The following is a 20,032-nucleotide window of genomic DNA, read 5'->3' as shown; positions in this document are numbered from 1 at the left end:
CCAAAGTGACAGATACCGAGACAGCCACCAAATCCGAACGAAACGCCCTGCCGGATACGGTGCTTGAAATTCGCGATGTGGCGAAATCCTTCGGCCCGGTCATCGCGCTCAAGCGCATGAACCTGACCGTGCGTCGCGGCCGCGTGCATACGCTTCTTGGCGAAAACGGCGCCGGAAAATCCACCCTAATGAAGATTCTGGCTGGCGTTTTCAAGCCAACCTCCGGCACCATTTTGCTCAAGGGCGCGACCTATACGCCGAAAGACCCGCGCGATGCCCGTGCAAATGGCATCGCCATCGTCTTTCAGGAATTGAGCCTGTCGCGCAATCTCAGCGTGGCCGAGAACATCTTCGCCAATCATGAGCCAAGCCGCTTCGGTTTTGTGCGGGAGCGCGAACTGAACGCCGCTGCCGACAAGCTCATCGATGAGCTTGGTCTGCCTGTCGATGCACGCGCAAAGGTTGGCGACCTGTCGATTGCCCAGCGCCAGCTCGTCGAAATCGCCAAGGGCCTGAGCCAGCCTGCTGACGTCGTCATTCTGGATGAGCCGACCTCATCGCTCTCCGACAGCGAAGCGGAAATCCTGTTTTCGATTATCGAGCGCCTGAAAGCCAGGGGCACAGCCGTTATTTATATTTCGCATCGCATGGAAGAAATCATGCGGCTTTCCGACGACATTACGGTCGTTCGCGATGGCGAATATGTAACGACCACGGAAAAGAGCGAGACCACAATCGAGCGGCTGATCGCCCTGATGGTCGGCCGTGAGATGAACGACATCTATCCGCCGCGCGAAGCGCCGAGACCATCGGCAAGCGTGCCGCCCATACTTGAAACGAAGAACCTCTCGGTTGCGGGCAAATTCAACGATGTTTCCATCGACGTGAAACCCGGCGAAGTTCTGGGGCTTTTCGGGTTGGTCGGTTCTGGCCGTTCGGACGTGATGAAGGCATTGTTCGGTATGCTGCGGCCCACGGGTGAAATCAGGCTCGACGGAGAGGTCATCACCCTCTCCTCACCGACCGATGCTATTCGCAACGGCATTGCTTTCGTGACCGAGAACCGCAAGGAAGAAGGTCTCGTTCTGCCACACAGCGTTGAGCGCAATATCAACATGGTGGCGCTCGGCCAGCTTGCAGGGCCTTTCGGCCTCATGCGCTCGAAAGCGGAGCGCTCCGCCGCCAAGGCGGAAGTGCTGCGTCTGGCCATCAAGACCGCATCCATCGACACGGTTGCCGGGTCACTCAGCGGCGGCAACCAGCAGAAGATCGTGCTGGCAAAGTGGCTGCAGACAAAGCCGCGCATCCTCATTCTCGATGAGCCGACACGCGGCGTCGATGTCGGCGCGAAATTCGAAATCTATCGCATCATCCGTGAACTTGCCGCCAATGGCGCGGCGATCCTGATGGTTTCCTCCGAACTGCCGGAAGTGCTGGGCCTGAGCGACCGCGTGGCCGTCATGCATAACAAGCATGTCGCCGCCATTGTCGATGCCGATGGCCTCACGCCAGAAACCGTCATGAGCTACGCAGCAGGAATGCACCTATGAGCAACGCACAAAATATTCAGAAGAAAGCCGTGGACGCGGAAGTCCGCCGTTCGCTTTTCAGCTCCCCGCTGGTTCGCCAGTATGGCGGTATCATCATCTCGCTGGCCGTGCTCTGCGTGGTCTTTGCGGTGCTGAACCCGCGCTTTCTCGCCTTCAACAACTTCATGAACATCATGCAGCAGGTGGCGGTGATTGCCGTTGCCGCCTATGGCATGACCTATGTGATCCTGCTTGGTGAAATCGACCTGTCCATCGGTTCGATCATCGCAGTTTCCGGCATGGTGGCAGCGCAAGCCTTCGCCATGGGCTTCGGCTTCGTGCCGACCGTCGTTTTCACCCTTGCGGCGGGCGCCATCATGGGCGGGCTGAACGGTGTGCTTTCGGCAAAGCTGATGCTGCCATCCTTCATCGTGACCGTTGCGACAATGGGCATCTATCGCGGCATGGTCAGTCTGCCGACCAATGGCGCGCCTGAAATCATCGAAAACGATACCTGGCTTGCCATCGGCTCGGAAAACTGGCTCGGCCTGCCGATCATCATCTGGATCGTCGGCATCCTGTTCATCTTCAATTATATCCTGCTGTCGAAGACCGTTTTCGGCCGCCGCATCTATCTGTCGGGCGGCAACAAGGAAGCAGCGATCTATTCGGGCATCCGCGTCGACCGCATCAAGATCATCGTCTTCATGCTCTCCGGCGTCATGGCAGCCATCAGCGGCATTCTCCTCTCCTCGCGCCTGTCCTCAGCACAGACCAATGCAGGCATGGGCTATGAACTCGACGCCATTGCGGCGGTCGTGCTTGGGGGCACCTCGCTTGCCGGCGGCGTCGGCACCATGGTCGGCACCATTCTGGGCGCGCTCATCATCGGTGTCATCAACAACGGCATGAACATGCTGTCGGTGCCCTATTTCTATCAGCTCATCGTCAAGGGCGTGGTCATTCTGGTTGCCGTCTGGCTGGACGTGCGCTCGAAATCCATGCGTACGTAATCGCGGTGCACCTTATGAAAAAGATCATCACCATCGGCGAGATCGTCGTCGAAATCATGGCCGTGGAAACCGGCAACGGTTTCAAGACCGCCATCCCATTGATCGGGCCGTTCGCCTCCGGCGCGCCCGCAATCTTCATCGATCAGGCCGCCAAGATGGGCCAGTCTTGCGGCATGGTCAGCGCGGTCGGCAATGATGACTTCGGCGCGCTCAATATCGAGCGCTTGCAGAAGGACGGCGTGGATATTTCGGCCATCGGCGTACATCCGACAGCCGCCACCGGCAGCGCTTTCGTGCGTTATCGCCCGGATGGCAATCGCGATTTCATCTTCAACATCAAGCACAGCGCATGCAGCGCCATCGGCCTGACGCCGGAAGCTGAAATGCTGATCGAGACCGCCGATCACCTGCATATCATGGGCTCCGCCCTGTTCTCCGAAGGCATTGTTTCTGCAATCCACGAGGCGACGATCCGTATCAAGGCGAAGGGTGGCACCGTGTCCTTCGACCCGAATATCCGCAAGGAAATGCTGGAATTGCCGGGCATGCGCCAGGCACTGGCCCATGCGCTGGAAAACACCGACCTGTTCATGCCGAGCGGCCCGGAAATTTTCCTCTTCACCAAGGCGACCGAGGAAAAGGCAGCCGTGGAAGAACTGCTGGCGCGGGGCGTGAAGGCCGTCGTGGTCAAGCGCGGCGCGGAAGGCGCAAGCTATTTCGATCAGTCCGGCGAAGTTTTCGCGCCTGCTTTCAAGGTCGATGAGATCGACCCGACCGGAGCGGGCGATAGTTTTGGCGCGGCATTCGTCACCTGCTGGCTGCGCGACATGGCACCGAAAGAAGCCCTCGTCATCGCCAACGCCACCGGCGCACGCGCCGTCGGCGTCAAGGGACCGATGGAAGGCACCTCGACCATGGCCGAAATTGAAGCCTTCCTGCAGAAAAACGGAGTTCCAGCATGAGCAGCACGAATGTTCTGAGCGCACTTCCCGCCCGTTATGCAAGCGGCGTTCGCGGCGGCATCACGTCGATCTGCTCTGCGCATCCGCTGGTGATCGAGGCCGCGCTTCTTGAAGGCATCGCGACCAGCACGGACGTGCTGATTGAGGCCACCTGCAATCAGGTCAATCAGGACGGCGGCTATACAGGCATGACGCCTGCCGACTTCCGCCGCTTTGTGGAAGACATCGCCGCCCGTGTCGGCTTCGACACCAAGCGGCTTATTCTGGGCGGCGACCATCTCGGCCCCAACCCGTGGAAGCATCTGCCCGCCGAAGAAGCCCTTGCGAAGTCGGATGTGATGATCGACGCCTTCGTGCGCGCTGGCTTCACCAAAATCCATCTCGATACCTCGATGGGCTGTGCTGGCGAGCCGGTCGCACTGCCCGATGCCGTGACCGCCGAGCGCGCAGCGCGCCTGGCCAAGGTTTCGGAAGCAGCAGCCCACGAAGCCGGATACGACCTGCCGGTCTATATCATCGGCACGGAAGTCCCTATCCCCGGCGGAGCGATGGAAGAAATCGAAGAGCTGGAGCTGACCAAGCCGGGCGCGGCAGTTGAAACCGTCGCCATTCACCGCAAGGCTTTCGCAGCACTCGGACTGGAAGACGCATTCGCCCGCGCCATCGGCGTCGTGGTGCAGCCGGGCGTCGAGTTCGGCAACGAAAATGTCGTCTTCTACAACAGTGAAAAGGCGACGGCGTTAAGCGGTGTTCTCAGCGAAATGGCGCAATTCGTCTTTGAAGCCCACTCCACCGACTATCAGCCGGTGGAAGCGCTTTCCGATCTGGTTGATGACGGTTTCACCGTTCTGAAAGTCGGCCCCGGCCTGACTTTTGCACTGCGCGAGGCGCTTTACGGTCTCGACCAGATTGCAGCTTTCCTCGACAAACTGCCGGAAGAAGAAACCCTGCGCGGTAAGATGGAAGCGCTACTTCTCGCAGAGCCGAAGAACTGGGAAAAATACTATCACGGTGATGCGGAAGAACTGCGCCTGCAACGCCATTTCTCCTATAGCGACCGCATTCGCTATTACTGGCCGCATCCGGTCGCAACTGCTGCCGTCGATGCGCTTTTGAACCGTCTGGAAGGGCGCAAGATACCGGAAACGCTGATCAGTCAGTATCTGGGCACGCTTTATCCAGCAGTCGCCTCGGGTGAGATTGAAGCGACGCCCCACGCCTTGATGGTGGAGGCCGTCCGCAATGTGGTCCGGACATACGGCAAGGCTGTCGGAACTCATTAGAGCGGTTCCGGTTGAAACGGAACCGCTCTATGTCTTTGTTTGTACGCATTATCCTACGCAAAACCGCTTCGCACTTTTGCTGGAAATGCTCTGAAACAAAAAGGCGCGGTCAACACCGCGCCTTTCTTTTGCTCAGGCCTCTATCGGGCTTTTAAAAGCCTTGAGCCGCAAGGCATTGCTCAGCACGAAGATGCTGGAGAAAGCCATGGCGCCTGCCGCCAGAACCGGTGACAACAACGTGCCAGTGAACGGATAGAGGACACCCGCCGCGACAGGGATCAGCGCGACGTTATAGGCAAAGGCCCAGAACAGGTTTTCGCTGATATTACGGATCGTCGCCTTCGATATGGCAATGGCATTGACCACGCCGCGAAGATCGCCCGACATCAACACCACATCTGCGCTTTCGATCGCAATATCCGTGCCGGTGCCAATCGCAATACCGACATCGGCAGCAGCCAGTGCAGGCGCATCGTTGATACCGTCACCGACAAAGGCAATCCGCTTGCCACCTGCCGAAAGCCGCTTCAACGCTTCAACCTTGCCGTCCGGCAGCACTTCTGCAACGACTTCATCGATGCCGAGACGTTTTGCGATGGCTTCCGCCGTGCGGCGGTTATCGCCGGTGATCATGGCGACCTTCAGCCCCTGCTCGTGCAGGGCAGCAATCGCCGCTGGCGTGGTTTCCTTCATCGGGTCGGCAACAGTCAGGATTGCTGCCAGCTTACCATCGACAGCTGCATAGAGCGGAGACTGCCCCTCATCGCCGAGACGCTTCGCATCATTGGCAAAGACAGCAACGTCATGACCAAGCTTTGCCATGTAACGATCAGCGCCGATGGCAATCTCATGGCCGGACACATGAGCCTTCAGTCCAAATCCAGGAACGGCTTCGAAAGCCGATACATCCGCAAGCTTCAATCCCTTCTCTTTCGCTGCTTCCACAATCGCGTCGGCAATCGGGTGTTCGGAACGTGCCTCCACAGCCGCGACAAGCGCCAGAAGTTCGTCCTTCTCAAAGCCTTCGACGGTCGCGAAATGAGCCAAAGCGGGCTTTCCCTGTGTCAGTGTCCCCGTTTTGTCCACGGCAATAACGGAAGCATCGCGCAAGGTCTGCAATGCGTCACCGCGGCGAAACAGGACGCCGAACTCGGCTGCGCGGCCAGTGCCAACCATAATGGACGTTGGTGTGGCCAAGCCCATGGCACACGGGCAGGCGATGATGAGAACCGCAATGGCGTTCACCAGCGCGTAACCCAGCATGCCCGTGCCACCGATCACAAGCCACAATGCAAAGGTCAAAGCGGCAGCCGCCATCACAGCGGGTACGAACCAGCCGGTCACCTTGTCGACCTTTGCCTGAATTGGCAGCTTGTCAGCCTGAGCGTCCTCAACCATGCGGATGATCTGCGAGATCACCATATCGCGGCCAACCTTGGTGGCACGGAAGGTGAAGACACCGGTTTTGTTGATCGTACCGCCAACCACTTCCGCGCCTTTTTCCTTGGCAACAGGCACAGGCTCGCCGGTAATCATCGATTCATCCACATAGGACGAACCTTCGATCACCTCGCCGTCGACCGGCACTTTCTCGCCGGGGCGGACTTGCACGACGTCACCAGCGCGAACATCTTCCAGCGGCACATCGATCGTCTCGCCATTACGCACCACACGCGCCGATTTCGCCTGCAGGCCAACCAGCCGGCTGATAGCCGCACTGGTGCGTCCCTTGGCACGCGCCTCCAGATAACGCCCGATCAGGATCAATGTGACGATGACGGCGGCGGCCTCGAAATAAACATTCACCGTGCCTTCCGGCAGCACACCGGGAAGGAAAGTCGCGACCACCGAATAGCCCCATGCCGCGAGCGTGCCAACCACGACGAGCGAATTCATGTCAGGCGTGCCGCGCAACAGCGCCGGAATGCCTTTCTTGAAAAAGCGCAATCCCGGACCGAACAGAACCAGCGTGGTGAGCACAAGCTGCAGATACCAGCTGTTCTGCATACCGATCCTGTCCATGACGAACATATGAACCGCCGGGATCAGATGCGAACCCATTTCCATAACGAAAACAGGCAAGGTCAAAACGGCAGAGAGAATGACGCTTTTCTTCAGTTCTGCCGCTTCAGCATCCCGCTTCTCGGACTGCGTTTCCTGCTTGACGTCGCTCTGCGCGTCATCCAGCGAACGCGCCTCATAACCTGCCTGTTCAACCGCCTTGATGAGTTCGGATGACTGTACCGGCCCGGCCAGTTCCACATGGGCACGTTCAGTTGCGAGATTAACACTGGCGCGTGTTACGCCCGGCACAGCATTCAGCGCCTTCTCAACCTTGCTGACGCAGGAAGCGCAAGTCATGCCTTCAATAGCGAGATCGATGCTCCCTGCCGGGACATCATAACCCGCCTTGCGAATGGCATCGATCACCGACGGCAAATCCGGTTCGCCCTTGAAAGTCACGTCGGCGCGTTCCGTTGCAAGATTGACGGAAACCTTGTCGACGCCCGGAACTTTGGACACGGCTTTTTCAACGGATGACACGCAAGACGCGCAACTCATCCCTTCGACGGGTACTGGAAAACTGATGGTTTCGTGATTAACAGGCCTGTTCATGGCAATCCCTTTCATCGCCCGGAAAGGGCATAATTCGAGAGTTGCTCCTTAGATAGGCCTTCCCACCGTTGGAAGGTCAAGCCCTTTTTAAGGCGAGGTTCGATTTGGACTTTTCGTTTGGTGTTATGGCTTTTCGAGCGCCGCTCAATAACAAGTGGGCGATGCCCTAAATCGGTAATCTGTTGTGTGCTGCAGGCATTTCCAGACCGACATTGCTGCGATTCTGGATAAAGGAATGCACGTCTCCGGCAGGCATTGGCCGCCCGGTCAGAAAACCCTGCACTTCGCCAAAACGCTCGGTCTTCAAACGTTCCAACTGTTGTGCGGTTTCCACGCCCTCGGCCGTCGTGACAATATTGAAGCCAGCACCGAGCGTTGCCACAGCCTGAATGATGGCCAGATCGCGCGTATCGACTTCGATCCCTGAAACGAAACTGCGATCAATCTTGATCTTATCAAATGGGAATGATCGCAAATAGCTCAAAGAGGAATAGCCGGTCCCGAAATCATCCATCGCGATACGAACACCCAATCGGCGAAGTTCGAACAGCAACTCGATATTGTTCTTGCTGTTCGACAGGAAGACCGACTCCGTGATTTCAAGCTCAAGCCGGTCGGGTGAAAGACGCGCTGCTTCCAACGCATCCGTGACGGAATGCAAGAGCGTGGTCTGACTGAACTGGACCGGTGAAAGATTGACCGAGACTTTTATGTCCTCCGGCCAGAGCACAGCTTCCCGACATGCAGTCCTTAAAACCCAGTCGCCGATCGGTCCGATGAGCCCGGTTTCTTCTGCCAGTGGAATGAATTCCGCCGGTGAAACCATACCGCGATCAGGATGACGCCAGCGGATCAGCGCTTCAAAGCCGGAAATCTTGCCGCTCTCAAGATTGAAAATCGGTTGATAATGCAGTTCAAACTGTTCATCCAGCAGAGCCTGACGAAGTTCGCCGGTCATGACATAACGCTTCTCCGCCGCCAGGCGCAGGGAGTGCTGATAGAACCGGAATGTACGGCGTCCACCTGATTTTGAAGCATAAAGCGCGAGATCGGCATTGCGCATCAGCACGTCGGGATTGTCTCCATGCAATGGCGCCTGGGCGATGCCCATGCTGCAGGCGACGAATTCTGAATTGCGCACCAGTTCGAACGGATCCTGAAAAGCAGAAAGGATACGGTCAGCGAACATTGCAATTTGTGCCAGTGTCCCGCTCCGGTAGACAATGGCAAATTCGTCGCCTCCCAGCCGGGCAATGAATTCATCCGAAGTCGTGATCTGCTTCAGTCGACGCGCCACTTCCTGCAAAAGCTGATCGCCAGCCTGATGCCCGATATTGTCGTTGATGTTCTTGAAATGATCGATATCAAGGTAGAACAAGGCAAAAGGCTCGGAATCCCCGCCCTTTTTCAACAAACTCTCTACATGGTGAGCAAAATAGGCGCGGTTCGGCAAGCCTGTCAGACTGTCATGCATGGCAATATGTGCCATGCGTTCCTCAATCTCACGCCTTTCGGTTATATCCTCAACGAGCCCGATCAAATAGCGAGGCTCGTTGCCCTCGACCGGTGGGATCGAACATTTTATGATCCGCATCGTTCGTGACGTTCCGTCCTTGCGCTCGATCTTGCGTTCGACGTTCAACACGCCCCGACGCCGCATCGCCGTGCGATCTTGCTGGATGATGACGGTTGCCTCGCGTTCAGGGAAAAGATCGAGGTCGGTCGAACCGATGGCTTCCTCTACCGGCTGTCCGCTCGCCGCCGATGCGGCCTGATTGTAGAGCACATACCGACCGTCATCGTGCATATCCTTGACGAAGACACCAAGCGGCAGATTGTTGACGAGGCTGTCCAGCAAGGTTTGGGCGTGGTTTGCCTGACGATTGGCTTCTGCCAACTCTGTCCTGTCCTGAACAATGGCGAGAATCGCTTCCTTGCCGTCAAACAGCACCTGACGTCCGTAAGTCAGAACGTCAATGATTTCACCATTCGCGCGCAGATGCTGCCAGCGCTCCGGTCGTTCAAGGTCGCTGCGATCACGAATGGCAGCCAGCATTCGATCCCGTTCTGTCTGGGGTCGAATATCGAGCACTGTCATGCCCGGAATTTCATCAGCAGTGTATCCATAGAGCCGATAGGCAGCGTCATTCATCACGATGAAATGCAGCGTCTCCGGGTCATAAACCCACATCGGTGTCGGATGGGTTGTGAAAAGGATGCGGAAGTCCTGCTCGGACGTGCGCGCCATCGTGCCTTCCGTCGAAGCTGAAGCGCCCCTCCGCTTCCTCATCGTAAATCCCTCATCCAACTGATCCTACTGGATAATCTCGATCCACCCTACAAGTGGACCGTCAAGTTTCATGGCACCATGAGTAACACGCGGAAGATGCACCCCGAACATAGATTAAAGCCGAGAATTTTAATAAACCATATACAAATTGAGGGTCGATTTAAGGATTTTCTTTAAAACTGCATTTTTCCATCGCTTGACCGGCTTCAACTTCCAGCCTATGCCTAAAGACGCAAAATTCGTTGGGGTGCCTTCGAAGCAATATCAGGAAAAGTGCCAAGCGGTTTTCCGTCCGATGTTGCGACACAAAAGGCTGAGAGACGCTGATCGCGTTAACCCATTGAACCTGATCCGGGTAATACCTGCGTAGGGAACGGAGTTTGACGCGTCGCAGCCGAGGGTTTCCCTCATCGGAGTTCAAGCTCCAAACAGGTTCATGACGTCTCATTTTTCCGTTCGGAATGAGAGACGTGATGATGGACCAAAAAAACAGTTTCTCCCGAACCACATCAAACGGCAGTGCGGCATTCGTGCCCATATGCGTGACTATTGCCGGTTCCGATAGTGGTGGCGGAGCTGGCATTCAGGCCGACCTCAAGACATTCTCGGCGCTCGGCGTCTATGGTGCGAGCGTCATTGCCGCTGTCACCGTGCAGAACACCTGCACGGTGAGCGCGGTGCACGACATCCCGCCCGCCATCGTCGCAGGGCAGATCGATGCCGTCTTCAGCGATCTCGATGTAGCGGCGGTGAAGATCGGCATGGTTTCCGTGCCCGAAACCATCGAGGCCATTGCGCGGGGCCTTGCGCATTTCTCCGGCCCTGTCGTACTCGACCCGGTGATGGTTGCAAAATCCGGCGACCGGCTTTTGAGCGAAAACGCCATTGCGCTTTTGCGCCAGAAACTGGTTCCGCTGGCCACGCTGCTGACGCCCAACCGGCCTGAAGCGGCCTGCCTGCTCGACAGCGATCTGGCTCGCGACGATGTAGACGCCGAAGAACAGGGGCGTGCCTTGCTCGAACTCGGCGCGAAAGCTGTTTTGATGAAGGGCGGCCATGCGGAAGGCGAAATCTGCGTCGACCTGCTGGTTCGCCGCGATCAGCCCACGTTGCGTGTCGAGGCGACGCGTATCCGGACCGGTAACACTCATGGCACGGGCTGCACGCTCTCCTCAGCCATTGCTGCAGAGCTTGCCAAGAACCTGCCGCTCGAAAAAGCAGTCATTGCAGCCCATGCCTATCTGCAAGGGGCAATCCGCGCCGCCGATGCGTTGAAGATCGGACAAGGCCATGGGCCTGTTCATCACTTCCATAATCTCTGGAAAGTTCCCTCAGAGGAGGCCGTGTGATGCGCGTCACCATCATCGGAGCAGGTGTCGCCGGTCTAGTGTGCGCGGCAGAATTTCACGATCAGGGACATGCCGTCACTGTCATTGCCAAAAGCACTGAGATCGGTTCCGACAGCTGCTCATGGTTTGCAGGCGGAATGCTGGCACCATGGTGCGAAGGCGAGAGCGCGGAAGAGCCGGTCGTTCGTTTGGGACAGGAAGCGATCGGCTGGTGGGAGCGGCACGTTTCGACAGTCCATCGCAAGGGTACGCTTGTACTCTCGCACACGCGCGATGCGACCGAACTGCGCCGCTTCGCCCGCCGGACGGAAGCATTTGACACCATTGATCAAGACCAGATCGATACGCTGGAACCAGACCTTGCCGGCCGTTTTCGGCAGGGACTTTTCTTTGCGGCAGAAGGCCATCTCAACCCGCGCCAGACACTGATCGAGCTCGCCGAAAAACTGCAGAAGAAAGGCGTGGTCTTTCATCTGGGGCAAGATGCGAAAGACGTCAAAGTCGAGGCCGACATTACCGTCGATGCACGCGGTCTTGCAGCGCGTGATCAGTTGCAGGACCTGCGTGGCGTCAAGGGTGAAATGCTGGTTGTCCGCTCGCGCGATATCAATCTCAAGCGACCCATACGCCTCCTGCATCCGCGGATTCCGCTCTACATCGTGCCACGCGGCGACGGCGTGCACATGATCGGCGCGACGATGATCGAAAGCGATGAGCGGGGCGGCATCAGCGTGCGCTCGACGCTGGAACTCTTGAGCGCCGCTTATGCCTTGCATCCGGCCTTCGGCGAGGCGGAAATCCTCGAAACCGGCGTCGATGCGCGCCCGGCCTTTCCCGACAATCTGCCCCGCGTAAGACGGCGGGGCAAAACCGTCTATGTCAACGGGCTTTACCGCCACGGCTTCCTGCTTTCGCCGGCGATAGCGCGCATGGCGGTTGCGAGCGCGACCATGCCGGAGGATGCGCCGGAACCTATGCCAGAATTTGTGGAGGACTATGCATGACGATCGTGCTGAACGGTGAGGTCATCACCACGGCAGCCGCCAATCTGGCGGCGCTGCTCGCCGAAATCGAACTGGATGAAGCGGTTGTTGCAACCGCGCTGAACGGCGAATTCGTGGCCAGCGACGAGCGCGCAGCCGCGACTCTGTCGGCTGGCGACCGCATCGAAGTTCTGGCCCCGATGCAGGGAGGCTGAGATGCTGGAATTCTACGGACAAAAATTTGAAAGCCGCCTGCTGCTCGGCACGGCGCAATATCCATCGCCGGCCATATTAGCCGATGCGGTGCGCGCTTCGCAAAGCGATATCGTCACCGTCTCGCTGCGGCGCGAAAGTGGCGAGGCCCGCGCCGGACAGGATTTCTGGGCGCTGATCCGGGAGCTGGGCGTGGCCGTTCTGCCCAACACGGCAGGCTGCCACACACCGCGCGAAGCGGTGACCACGGCAAAAATGGCGCGCGAAATCTTCGGCACCAACTGGATCAAGCTGGAGGTGATCGGTGATACCGACACATTGCAGCCAGACCCGTTCGGACTGGTCGAGGCAGCGCGTGCACTCTGCGACGACGGCTTCGAGGTCTTTCCCTATATGAATGACGATCTGGTCGTCGCGGAAAGGCTCATTGAAGCCGGTTGCAAGGTGCTGATGCCCTGGGGCGCGCCCATCGGCTCAGGCCGTGGCCTCAACAACCCTTATGCGCTGAAAACTATGCGGGCGCATTTCCCCGATATTCCATTGGTCGTCGATGCAGGCATCGGGGTGCCGTCCCATGCGGCGGCGGCGATGGAGTTGGGCTATGACGCCGTACTCATCAACACCGCCGTCGCCAAGGCTGGTGATCCCGTCGCCATGGCACGCGGTTTCGCGCTTGGAGTCGAGGCCGGGCGGCTTGCCTTTGAAGCCGACGCCATCGAGGCGCGTGACATGGCCGCGCCATCCACCCCTCTTCTCGGAAAGGCATTTTTGTGATGGCCCTCGATCCGTTCTACCCGATCTTCGACAGCGCAAAATGGCTGGAGCGCATGGTGCCGCTCGGCGTCAAGCTGGTGCAACTGCGCGTCAAGGATAAGAGCGAGCCGGAGCTGCGCAGTGAAATCCGTGCCGCACGGGAAATCTGCCTTGCACATGGCTGCCAATTGATCGTCAACGACTATTGGAAGCTCGCGCTGGAGGAAGGCTGCGACTTCATCCATCTCGGGCAGGAAGACCTCGACGATGCCGATCTCAGTGCCATTCGCGACGGTGGCTTGAAACTGGGTGTTTCAAGCCATGACGAGGCCGAACTGGACCGTGCCTTGTCGGTGAAGCCTGACTATATCGCACTCGGCCCCATCTATCCGACCATTTTGAAAAAGATGAAGTGGCACGAGCAGGGCCTGCCGCGCCTTGGACAATGGAAAGCGCGCATCGGCGACATTCCGCTGGTGGGCATCGGTGGCATGAGCGTTGAACGCGCGCCCGGTGTTTTCGAAGCAGGCGCCGATATCGTTTCCGTCGTCACCGACATCACCCTCAATGCCGACCCCGAAAGCCGCCTGCGCCAATGGATCGAAACCACGCGCGCTTATGCAGGCCATGCTCTGGAGCAGACCACATGAAAAAGACCGCCTTCGCCGCCCTGTTCGGCCTCGCCCTCACGGCTGCCACTTCGGCTCACGCTGACGACAAGCTGAAGCTCATTCTCGACTGGTATGTGAACCCCGATCACGGCCCCATCATCGTCGCCGACAAGCTTGGCTACTTCAAGGATGCCGGGTTGGATGTGGACATCGTCGCACCTGCTGACGCCTCGACGCCCACCAAGATGGTGGCGGCAGGACAGGCGGATCTCGCCATTTCCTATCAGCAGCAGGTGCATCTTCAGGTGCATGAAGGCCTGCCGCTTATCCGCGTCGGCACGTTGATCGACTCGCCGCTCAACTGCCTGATGACCAGAGACGATGGATCGGTGAATTCCATCGCCGATCTCAAGGGCAAGAAGATCGGCTATTCGGTCGCCGGAACCGAGGAAACATTGCTCGGCACCATTCTCGGCCAGCACGGCGTCAAACTCTCGGATGTCGAGCTCATCAATGTGAATTTCTCGCTCGCGCCATCGCTGATGTCGAAGCAGGTCGATGCGGTAATGGGTGCCTATCGCAATGTCGAACTGAACCAGATGGCTGTCGAAGGCGTGCCCGGAAAATGCTTCTTCGTCGAGGAAGAAGGCGTGCCGGTTTATGACGAGCTCGTCTATGTCGCAGCTTCCGACAAATTGGACGCGGCGGAAAAGGACAAGATCGCACGCTTCCTCTCGGCTACCGAGAAGGCCGCGCAGTATATCGTCAATCACCCGGAGAAGAGCTACGACGTCTTCGCATCCTATAGTTCCGAACTCAAGGACGAGCTGAACCAGCGCGCCTGGAAAGACACGGTCGCCCGTTTCTCCCGCTCGCCTGCAAGTCTCGATTACGGACGCTGGAGCCGCTACGAAACCTATCTCAAGGAAAACGGTCTCGTGCCTTCGGTCCTTCCGGTCGAAAAATTCGCCATCGACGTCAACGCGGAAGGGAGCAAGTCATGAGCCAGCCGCAACCGCATTATTCATCCGAACTGTTCACGCGCCTGCGCGCCGCGACGCTTGATGACTGGAAGCCCTACATCGATCATGAATTCGTGCGCGGATTGGGTGACGGCACGTTACCCAAGGCGGCCTTCCTGCATTATCTCCGTCAGGATTATGTCTATCTGCACCACTATGCCCGCGCCTTTGCGCTCGGCGTCGTCAAGGCCAACACACTGCAGGAAACACGGCTCTGCGCCCAAATCATGCATGGTCTGGCCGTCACGGAACTGCCGCTCCATGTCGGCATTTGTGCCCGCGAAGGGATCAGCGAGGACGAGCTTTACGCCACGCGGGAGGAGCCGGAAAACCTCGCTTATACGCGCTATGTGCTCGACTGCGGACAGGCGGGCGATTTCCTCGACCTGCTGACGGCGCTCGTGCCCTGCGCACACGGCTACGGCGAGATCGGCCTCAACCTTGCCGTGACCGCCCTGCCCGGTACGCCTTATCAAGAATGGATCGACACCTATGCGGGGCCTGACTATCAGGACATGTGCCACACGGTCGGCAAGCTGTTCGATCAAGCCGCAAAGGACCGCATCGGCGACGACTTTGAGAAAAGCCCGCGCTGGCCAAGGCTCTGCCAGATTTTCGCGACGGCAAGCAGGCTCGAAGCCGATTTCTGGTCTATGGGCTTGAAGGCCGGATAGTGAACGAAGCACTCCCGAACCGAAGTCGAAAAAAGCGTGCTGCCGACGGTTTACTGTCGGCAGCCATAGCGCTTGCCATCTGGCAGGCGGTGGTGAGCATCGGCCAGATGCCGCGCTTCATCCTGCCCGGCCCGCTGGATGTGGTGCGGTCACTGATCGGCAATGCCGGGCTGATTGCCGAAAACGCTGCCGCCACTATCGGCGAAGTTCTGGGCGGTCTGGCGCTCGGCTGCGCGGTTGGGATCGCAACCGCCATTTGCCTGATGATGTCACCGCTAGCACAGCGGCTCGTCATGCCCGCCATGGTGTTCAGTCAGGCGATCCCAATCTTCGCGCTCGCCCCCATTTTGACTTTGTGGCTTGGCTACGGTCCCGCATCGAAGATTGCAGTCACAGTGCTGATGATCTTCTTTCCCGTCGTTTCGACATTCTTCGACGGCATGCGGCGGACCGACAGCAGCCTTATCGACGCAGCGGAAATTCTCGGTGCCGGACGCATGGCGATCCTGTTTCGCATCCGCATCCCATCCGCCTTTCCTTCGCTGGCGTCGGGTCTGAGCCTCGCCGCAGTCTATGCGCCCATCGGCGCTGTAGTCGGCGAATGGGTGGGCGCATCGAAAGGTCTCGGCTATCTGATGCTGCTCGCCAATGGACGCGCCAAGGTGGATCTGATGTTCGCCTGCCTGTTCGTGCTGGCGGCATTCACCATGCTGCTGCACGGCACCGTGTCGCATTTCGCCCGCAAGCTTGCTGCCTGGCCTAAAAAAGCCGCATAAAAAAACCGGCGGTTTCCCGCCGGTTTTTGCATCCACTCACATTGCTATCAGGCCAGCGTATAGGCTGTCTTGACCGTCGTGTAGAACTCGGCGGCATAGCGGCCCTGCTCGCGCGGACCGTAGCTCGAACCCTTGCGCCCGCCGAATGGCACGTGGAAATCGACACCGGCGGTCGGCAGATTGACCATCACCATGCCCGCTTCCGAATTGCGTTTGAAATGCGTGGCGTATTTCAGGCTCGTCGTGCAGATGCCAGACGACAGGCCGAAGCTCGTATCGTTGGCGGTAGCAAGCGCTTCTTCATAATTCTTGACGCGGATGACCGAAGCGACCGGGCCAAAGATTTCCTCGCGGCTGATCCGCATCTGGTTGGTGGCTTCAGTGAAAAGCGCAGGCTGGAGGTAGAAGCCCGGCGTTTCGCGGTTCAGACGTTCGCCGCCAAAAGCAAGCTTTGCGCCTTCCTTGCGGCCGATCTCGATATAATCCATGTCCTGCTGAAGCTGGCTTTCATCAACAACCGGGCCGATATGCGTGCCCTGCTTCAGGGCATTGTCGACCACAACGCTTTTCAGCTTTTCGATTGCAGCAGCGACAAACTTGTCATGGATACCTTCCGTCACGATGATACGCGACGATGCCGTGCAGCGCTGGCCGGTCGAGAAGAAGGACGAATTGACCACGGACTCGACAGCGACATCGAGATCGGCGTCATCCAGGACGACAACCGGGTTCTTACCGCCCATTTCGAGCTGGAAGCGGCGGTTGTGCTCGATGGATGCCGCCGCAACGCGCTTGCCCGTACCGGTCGAGCCGGTGAAGGTGACGGCCTGAACGTCCGCACTGTCCAGAATGGTCTGACCGACAACCGAACCCTTGCCCATGACGAGATTGAGAACGCCCTTTGGCAATCCCGCACGGTGCAGGATATCGACAATCGCCCAGGAGCAGCCCGGCACGAGATCAGCCGGTTTGAACACAATCGTGTTGCCGTAGCAAAGTGCCGGCGCAATCTTCCAGGCCGGAATAGCGATCGGGAAATTCCATGGGGTAATGATGCCCACGACACCAATCGGCTCACGGGTGATTTCCACACCGATACCCGGACGTGCAGAAGGCAGAACTTCGCCAGCCAAACGCAGGGCTTCGCCTGCGAAGAAATCAAAAATCTGGCTGGCGCGAATGGTTTCGCCGATGCCTTCAGCCAGCGTCTTGCCTTCTTCGCGCGACAGGAGACGGCCAAGCTCGTCCTTGCGCGCCAGAATTTCATCGGCAGTTTTGCGCAGGATGGCGTGGCGTTCCAGAATGCCGGAACGCGACCAGGCCGGGAAAGCGGCTTTCGCGGCGGCAATGGCTGCCTTGGTGTCTTCGGCAGTTGCCCGCGCATAGGTCCCAACGACATCATTCGTATCCGAAGGATTGATGTTGGCGATCCCGTCACCGCCGACCCATTCGCCCGCGATCAGATTTTGATGGACTGTCATGAACTCTCCCTGTGCGCCGCACGGCTCTGATATATCTCAGGACGACCCTTCACCCATGAGCGGCAGAATTGCAAGGCCGGAGCCGTCCTGTAACGGAAAAAGTGAAAATATCCGGTCGGCAAAGGGCTGAAAGCTAACAACGCCCTTTAAACAAGGCTTGCAAATATATCACAGTCAAATGGTTGGATGGCAAAATCGCCATTTTGCGTCTTGGCAAAATTTTCTGCTCATTTATTGTGCACGCATCTGCAACACTGGCAAGAGGTATGAGATGCGTGTCTATTACCCATTCCCCATGGTGCCCAGTGTTTGCGCGGGCGCTTCCAAGCTTTAAGTCTTTGGCCCGCATTGCAGGCTGAGGCCTGAACGCCCTCCCTAAAAGGGCAGATTCCAAAACTTCCAAATTTGCCGCAGCCCTCACCGGCTGCTTGTTTTGTCTTCTTTAAAGGAACCAGAATCCGTTTAAACACGGCCTGGTATTATAGATATGACTCGGTTTCGCATAGATTTCCGGGGGCCTGCCTTCCGCAACGTCCTCGGCTACACTTTCGGCCATTGGCGAAGTCAGCCCTTGCGGCTGACGCTGATGATAATCGGCATGCTGCTTGCAACAGCCGCAGATGTTCTGACACCGCTCTATTCCGGTCGGTTGGTCGACGCATTGTCGCTTGGCGGCGACAGTGGATGGGATGCCGCCATTCATGCCCTGATCATCCTGCTTGCGCTGGGTGCGCTGGCGTTGATTACGCGTCAGCTGACCTTCTATGTCATCACGGACTTCACCTTGAAGATCATGAGCGACATGGCAGCAAGTTCGTTCCGTAAGCTGCAGCGGTTTTCGACAGACTGGCACGCCAACGCCTTTGCCGGATCGACCGTGCGCAAGGTCTCGCGTGCCATGTGGGCGCTCGACCTGCTCAACGATACGCTGATCGTGGCACTGTTGCCGTCAATCCTGATGCTGGTTGGTTCGGTGGTACTTCTATCGTGGTACTGGCCGCTGATGGGGTTGCTGGTTGCAATCGGTTCGGTGCTGTTCATCGTCTGCACGATCGTGATTTCGCTTGGCTTTGTTGCGCCTGCGGCAACGCTTGCCAATAGCTGGGACACGCGCATGGGCGGCGCTTTGGCCGATGCCATTTCGTGCAATGCCGTTGTCAAGGCATTTGGCGCGGAAAGCCGTGAAGATGCACGTCTTGCAAAGGTCGTTTCCAAGTGGCGCGGTCGCACACGCCGCACATGGCTGATCGGTACGCTGAATGGCTTCATTCAGGGCGCGAACCTGCTGGTGATGCGCGGCGTGGTCATCGCCTTTGCGCTCTATCTGTGGAGCCAGGGCAAGGCAACGGCGGGTGATATCACCTTCGTCCTGACAGCCTTCTTCATGCTGCAAGGTTATCTGCGCGATGTAGGAATGCATATCCGCAACCTGCAGCGTTCTGTCAACGACATGGAAGAACTGGTCGACATCGAGGCACAGCCTTACGGCATTGCCGACAAGCCAGGTGCACCGGCGATCAAGATTGGAAATGGCGAGATCACCTTCGATCACGTCACTTTCCACTATGGCAACCACGAAGCAGCCCTCTATCGCGACTTTTCAGTCAAGATCGAGGCAGGCGAGCGGGTTGGTCTGGTCGGTCATTCGGGCTCGGGCAAGACGACATTCGTCAAGCTGATCCAGCGTCTCTACGATGTCAGTGGCGGCGCCATCAAGATTGACGGACAGAACATTGCCGAAGTCACACAGGCATCGCTCAGATCGCAGATCGCCATCGTGCAGCAGGAGCCAATCCTGTTTCACCGGACGCTGGCCGAGAACATCGCCTATGCCCGCCCCGGTGCGACACAGCCGGAAATCGAAGAGGCTGCACGCCTCGCAAGCGCGCATGACTTCATCAGCCGCCTGCCGAAAGGCTATGCAACGCTTGTCGGTGAACGGGGTGTGAAGCTTTCGGGCGGCGAGCGTCAGCGTGTGGCGATTGCCCGTGCCTTTCTGGCAGATGCACCAGTCCTTATTCTGGATGAGGCCACATCGAGCCTCGATTCAGAATCGGAAGTGCTGATCCAGCAGGCAATGGAACGGCTGATGGTCGGTCGTACGACGCTTGTCATTGCGCACCGGCTTTCGACGGTTCGTGCGCTTGACCGGTTGCTGGTTTTCGACAAGGGCAAGATCCTTGAAGAAGGCGATCATGATGCGCTTATCCGCAAGCCGGGCGGTATCTATCGTCGCCTGTTCGAGCGGCAGGCGCTGGAACTGACCAAGGGACTGGAAGACGTCTTTTCGTAATCCAATCCGCTATAATGCCATGGACAGGGCCGGATTAGTTCCGGCCCCGTTTTCATTTTAGAGCATTCCCTGCTCTGATTGAATCATTAGAAATGCTCTATCTGTTTGTTTTCAGGCATGTCTTTATCCCGAAACCGGTTCCCGCTTTCGGGAGACATGCTCCATTCATCATCCATTCAGATCA

At 58.0% G+C, this 20,032-nt stretch carries 16 protein-coding genes and 1 riboswitch; of the genes, 13 read left to right on the top strand and 3 right to left on the bottom strand.

From position 1 onward, the window contains the following. Positions 1-5 precede the first annotated feature (5 nt). Genes CES86_RS14250 through CES86_RS14235 form a run of 4 tightly spaced genes read left to right on the top strand, consistent with a single transcriptional unit; the run spans position 6 to position 4,787 of the window. Positions 6-1,550 (top strand): sugar ABC transporter ATP-binding protein, encoded by a 1,545-nt coding sequence (locus CES86_RS14250; protein WP_011982476.1) that lies wholly within the window; start codon positions 6-8, stop codon positions 1,548-1,550. Further along, positions 1,547-2,542, top strand: coding sequence for an ABC transporter permease (locus CES86_RS14245; protein ID WP_029925857.1), 996 nt, complete (start codon positions 1,547-1,549; stop codon positions 2,540-2,542). The genes CES86_RS14250 and CES86_RS14245 overlap by 4 nt, the downstream gene beginning before the upstream one ends. A gap of 14 nt (positions 2,543-2,556) precedes the next feature. Beyond that, entirely contained in the window at positions 2,557-3,504 is a 948-nt protein-coding gene (locus tag CES86_RS14240; protein ID WP_011982474.1) for a tagatose kinase, read from the top strand. Next, a complete protein-coding gene (locus CES86_RS14235) occupies positions 3,501-4,787 on the top strand; it encodes a D-tagatose-bisphosphate aldolase, class II, non-catalytic subunit (protein WP_094514724.1) in 1,287 nt (428 codons plus the stop codon). The genes CES86_RS14240 and CES86_RS14235 overlap by 4 nt, the downstream gene beginning before the upstream one ends. A gap of 132 nt (positions 4,788-4,919) precedes the next feature. On the opposite strand, the gene CES86_RS14230 is transcribed toward CES86_RS14235, so the two are convergent. After that, positions 4,920-7,403, bottom strand: coding sequence for a heavy metal translocating P-type ATPase (locus CES86_RS14230; protein ID WP_094514751.1), 2,484 nt, complete (start codon positions 7,401-7,403; stop codon positions 4,920-4,922). 166 nt (positions 7,404-7,569) lie between these two features. Further along, on the bottom strand, positions 7,570-9,693 hold the full coding sequence (locus CES86_RS14225) for a putative bifunctional diguanylate cyclase/phosphodiesterase (RefSeq protein ID WP_094514722.1): 2,124 nt from the start codon (positions 9,691-9,693) through the stop codon (positions 7,570-7,572). A gap of 233 nt (positions 9,694-9,926) precedes the next feature. Then, a riboswitch (TPP riboswitch) is annotated at positions 9,927-10,083 on the top strand. 86 nt (positions 10,084-10,169) lie between these two features. Between CES86_RS14225 and thiD the strand changes: the two genes are divergently transcribed. Genes thiD through CES86_RS14185 form a run of 8 tightly spaced genes read left to right on the top strand, consistent with a single transcriptional unit; the run spans position 10,170 to position 16,074 of the window. After that, entirely contained in the window at positions 10,170-11,042 is an 873-nt protein-coding gene (thiD, locus tag CES86_RS14220; protein WP_094514750.1) for a bifunctional hydroxymethylpyrimidine kinase/phosphomethylpyrimidine kinase, read from the top strand. Beyond that, entirely contained in the window at positions 11,042-12,046 is a 1,005-nt protein-coding gene (locus CES86_RS14215) for an FAD-dependent oxidoreductase (RefSeq protein WP_040128960.1), read from the top strand. The genes thiD and CES86_RS14215 overlap by 1 nt, the downstream gene beginning before the upstream one ends. After that, the gene (gene thiS, locus CES86_RS14210; RefSeq protein WP_010658054.1) at positions 12,043-12,240 is read left to right on the top strand and encodes a sulfur carrier protein ThiS; all 198 of its coding nucleotides are present in this window, start codon (positions 12,043-12,045) and stop codon (positions 12,238-12,240) included. Before CES86_RS14215 ends, thiS begins: the two co-directional genes overlap by 4 nt. Before the next feature lies 1 nt (position 12,241). Beyond that, positions 12,242-13,012 (top strand): thiazole synthase, encoded by a 771-nt coding sequence (locus CES86_RS14205; RefSeq protein ID WP_040128964.1) that lies wholly within the window; start codon positions 12,242-12,244, stop codon positions 13,010-13,012. Next, positions 13,009-13,641, top strand: a complete 633-nt coding sequence (locus CES86_RS14200; protein WP_181834078.1) for a thiamine phosphate synthase — start codon at positions 13,009-13,011, stop codon at positions 13,639-13,641. Before CES86_RS14205 ends, CES86_RS14200 begins: the two co-directional genes overlap by 4 nt. Next, the gene (locus tag CES86_RS14195) at positions 13,638-14,606 is read left to right on the top strand and encodes an ABC transporter substrate-binding protein (RefSeq protein WP_011982466.1); all 969 of its coding nucleotides are present in this window, start codon (positions 13,638-13,640) and stop codon (positions 14,604-14,606) included. Before CES86_RS14200 ends, CES86_RS14195 begins: the two co-directional genes overlap by 4 nt. Continuing rightward, on the top strand, positions 14,603-15,298 hold the full coding sequence (tenA, locus tag CES86_RS14190; RefSeq protein WP_011982465.1) for a thiaminase II: 696 nt from the start codon (positions 14,603-14,605) through the stop codon (positions 15,296-15,298). The genes CES86_RS14195 and tenA overlap by 4 nt, the downstream gene beginning before the upstream one ends. Further along, a complete protein-coding gene (locus tag CES86_RS14185) occupies positions 15,298-16,074 on the top strand; it encodes an ABC transporter permease (RefSeq protein ID WP_011982464.1) in 777 nt (258 codons plus the stop codon). The genes tenA and CES86_RS14185 overlap by 1 nt, the downstream gene beginning before the upstream one ends. A 47-nt stretch (positions 16,075-16,121) precedes the next feature. Here CES86_RS14185 and CES86_RS14180 read toward each other — a convergent pair whose 3' ends face one another. Beyond that, complete coding sequence (locus tag CES86_RS14180) at positions 16,122-17,555, bottom strand: aldehyde dehydrogenase family protein (RefSeq protein WP_010658048.1); 1,434 nt, start codon at positions 17,553-17,555, stop codon at positions 16,122-16,124. A 487-nt stretch (positions 17,556-18,042) separates the two neighbouring features. On the opposite strand from CES86_RS14180, the gene CES86_RS14175 reads away from it, so the two are divergent. Next, complete coding sequence (locus tag CES86_RS14175) at positions 18,043-19,848, top strand: ABC transporter ATP-binding protein (RefSeq protein ID WP_040128969.1); 1,806 nt, start codon at positions 18,043-18,045, stop codon at positions 19,846-19,848. The last annotated feature ends 184 nt before the right edge of the window (positions 19,849-20,032 follow it).

Source organism: Brucella lupini, from assembly GCF_002252535.1.
Taxonomy (GTDB): Bacteria; Pseudomonadota; Alphaproteobacteria; order Rhizobiales; family Rhizobiaceae; genus Brucella; species Brucella anthropi.
This window is presented reverse-complemented; position numbering and strand designations above follow the sequence as displayed.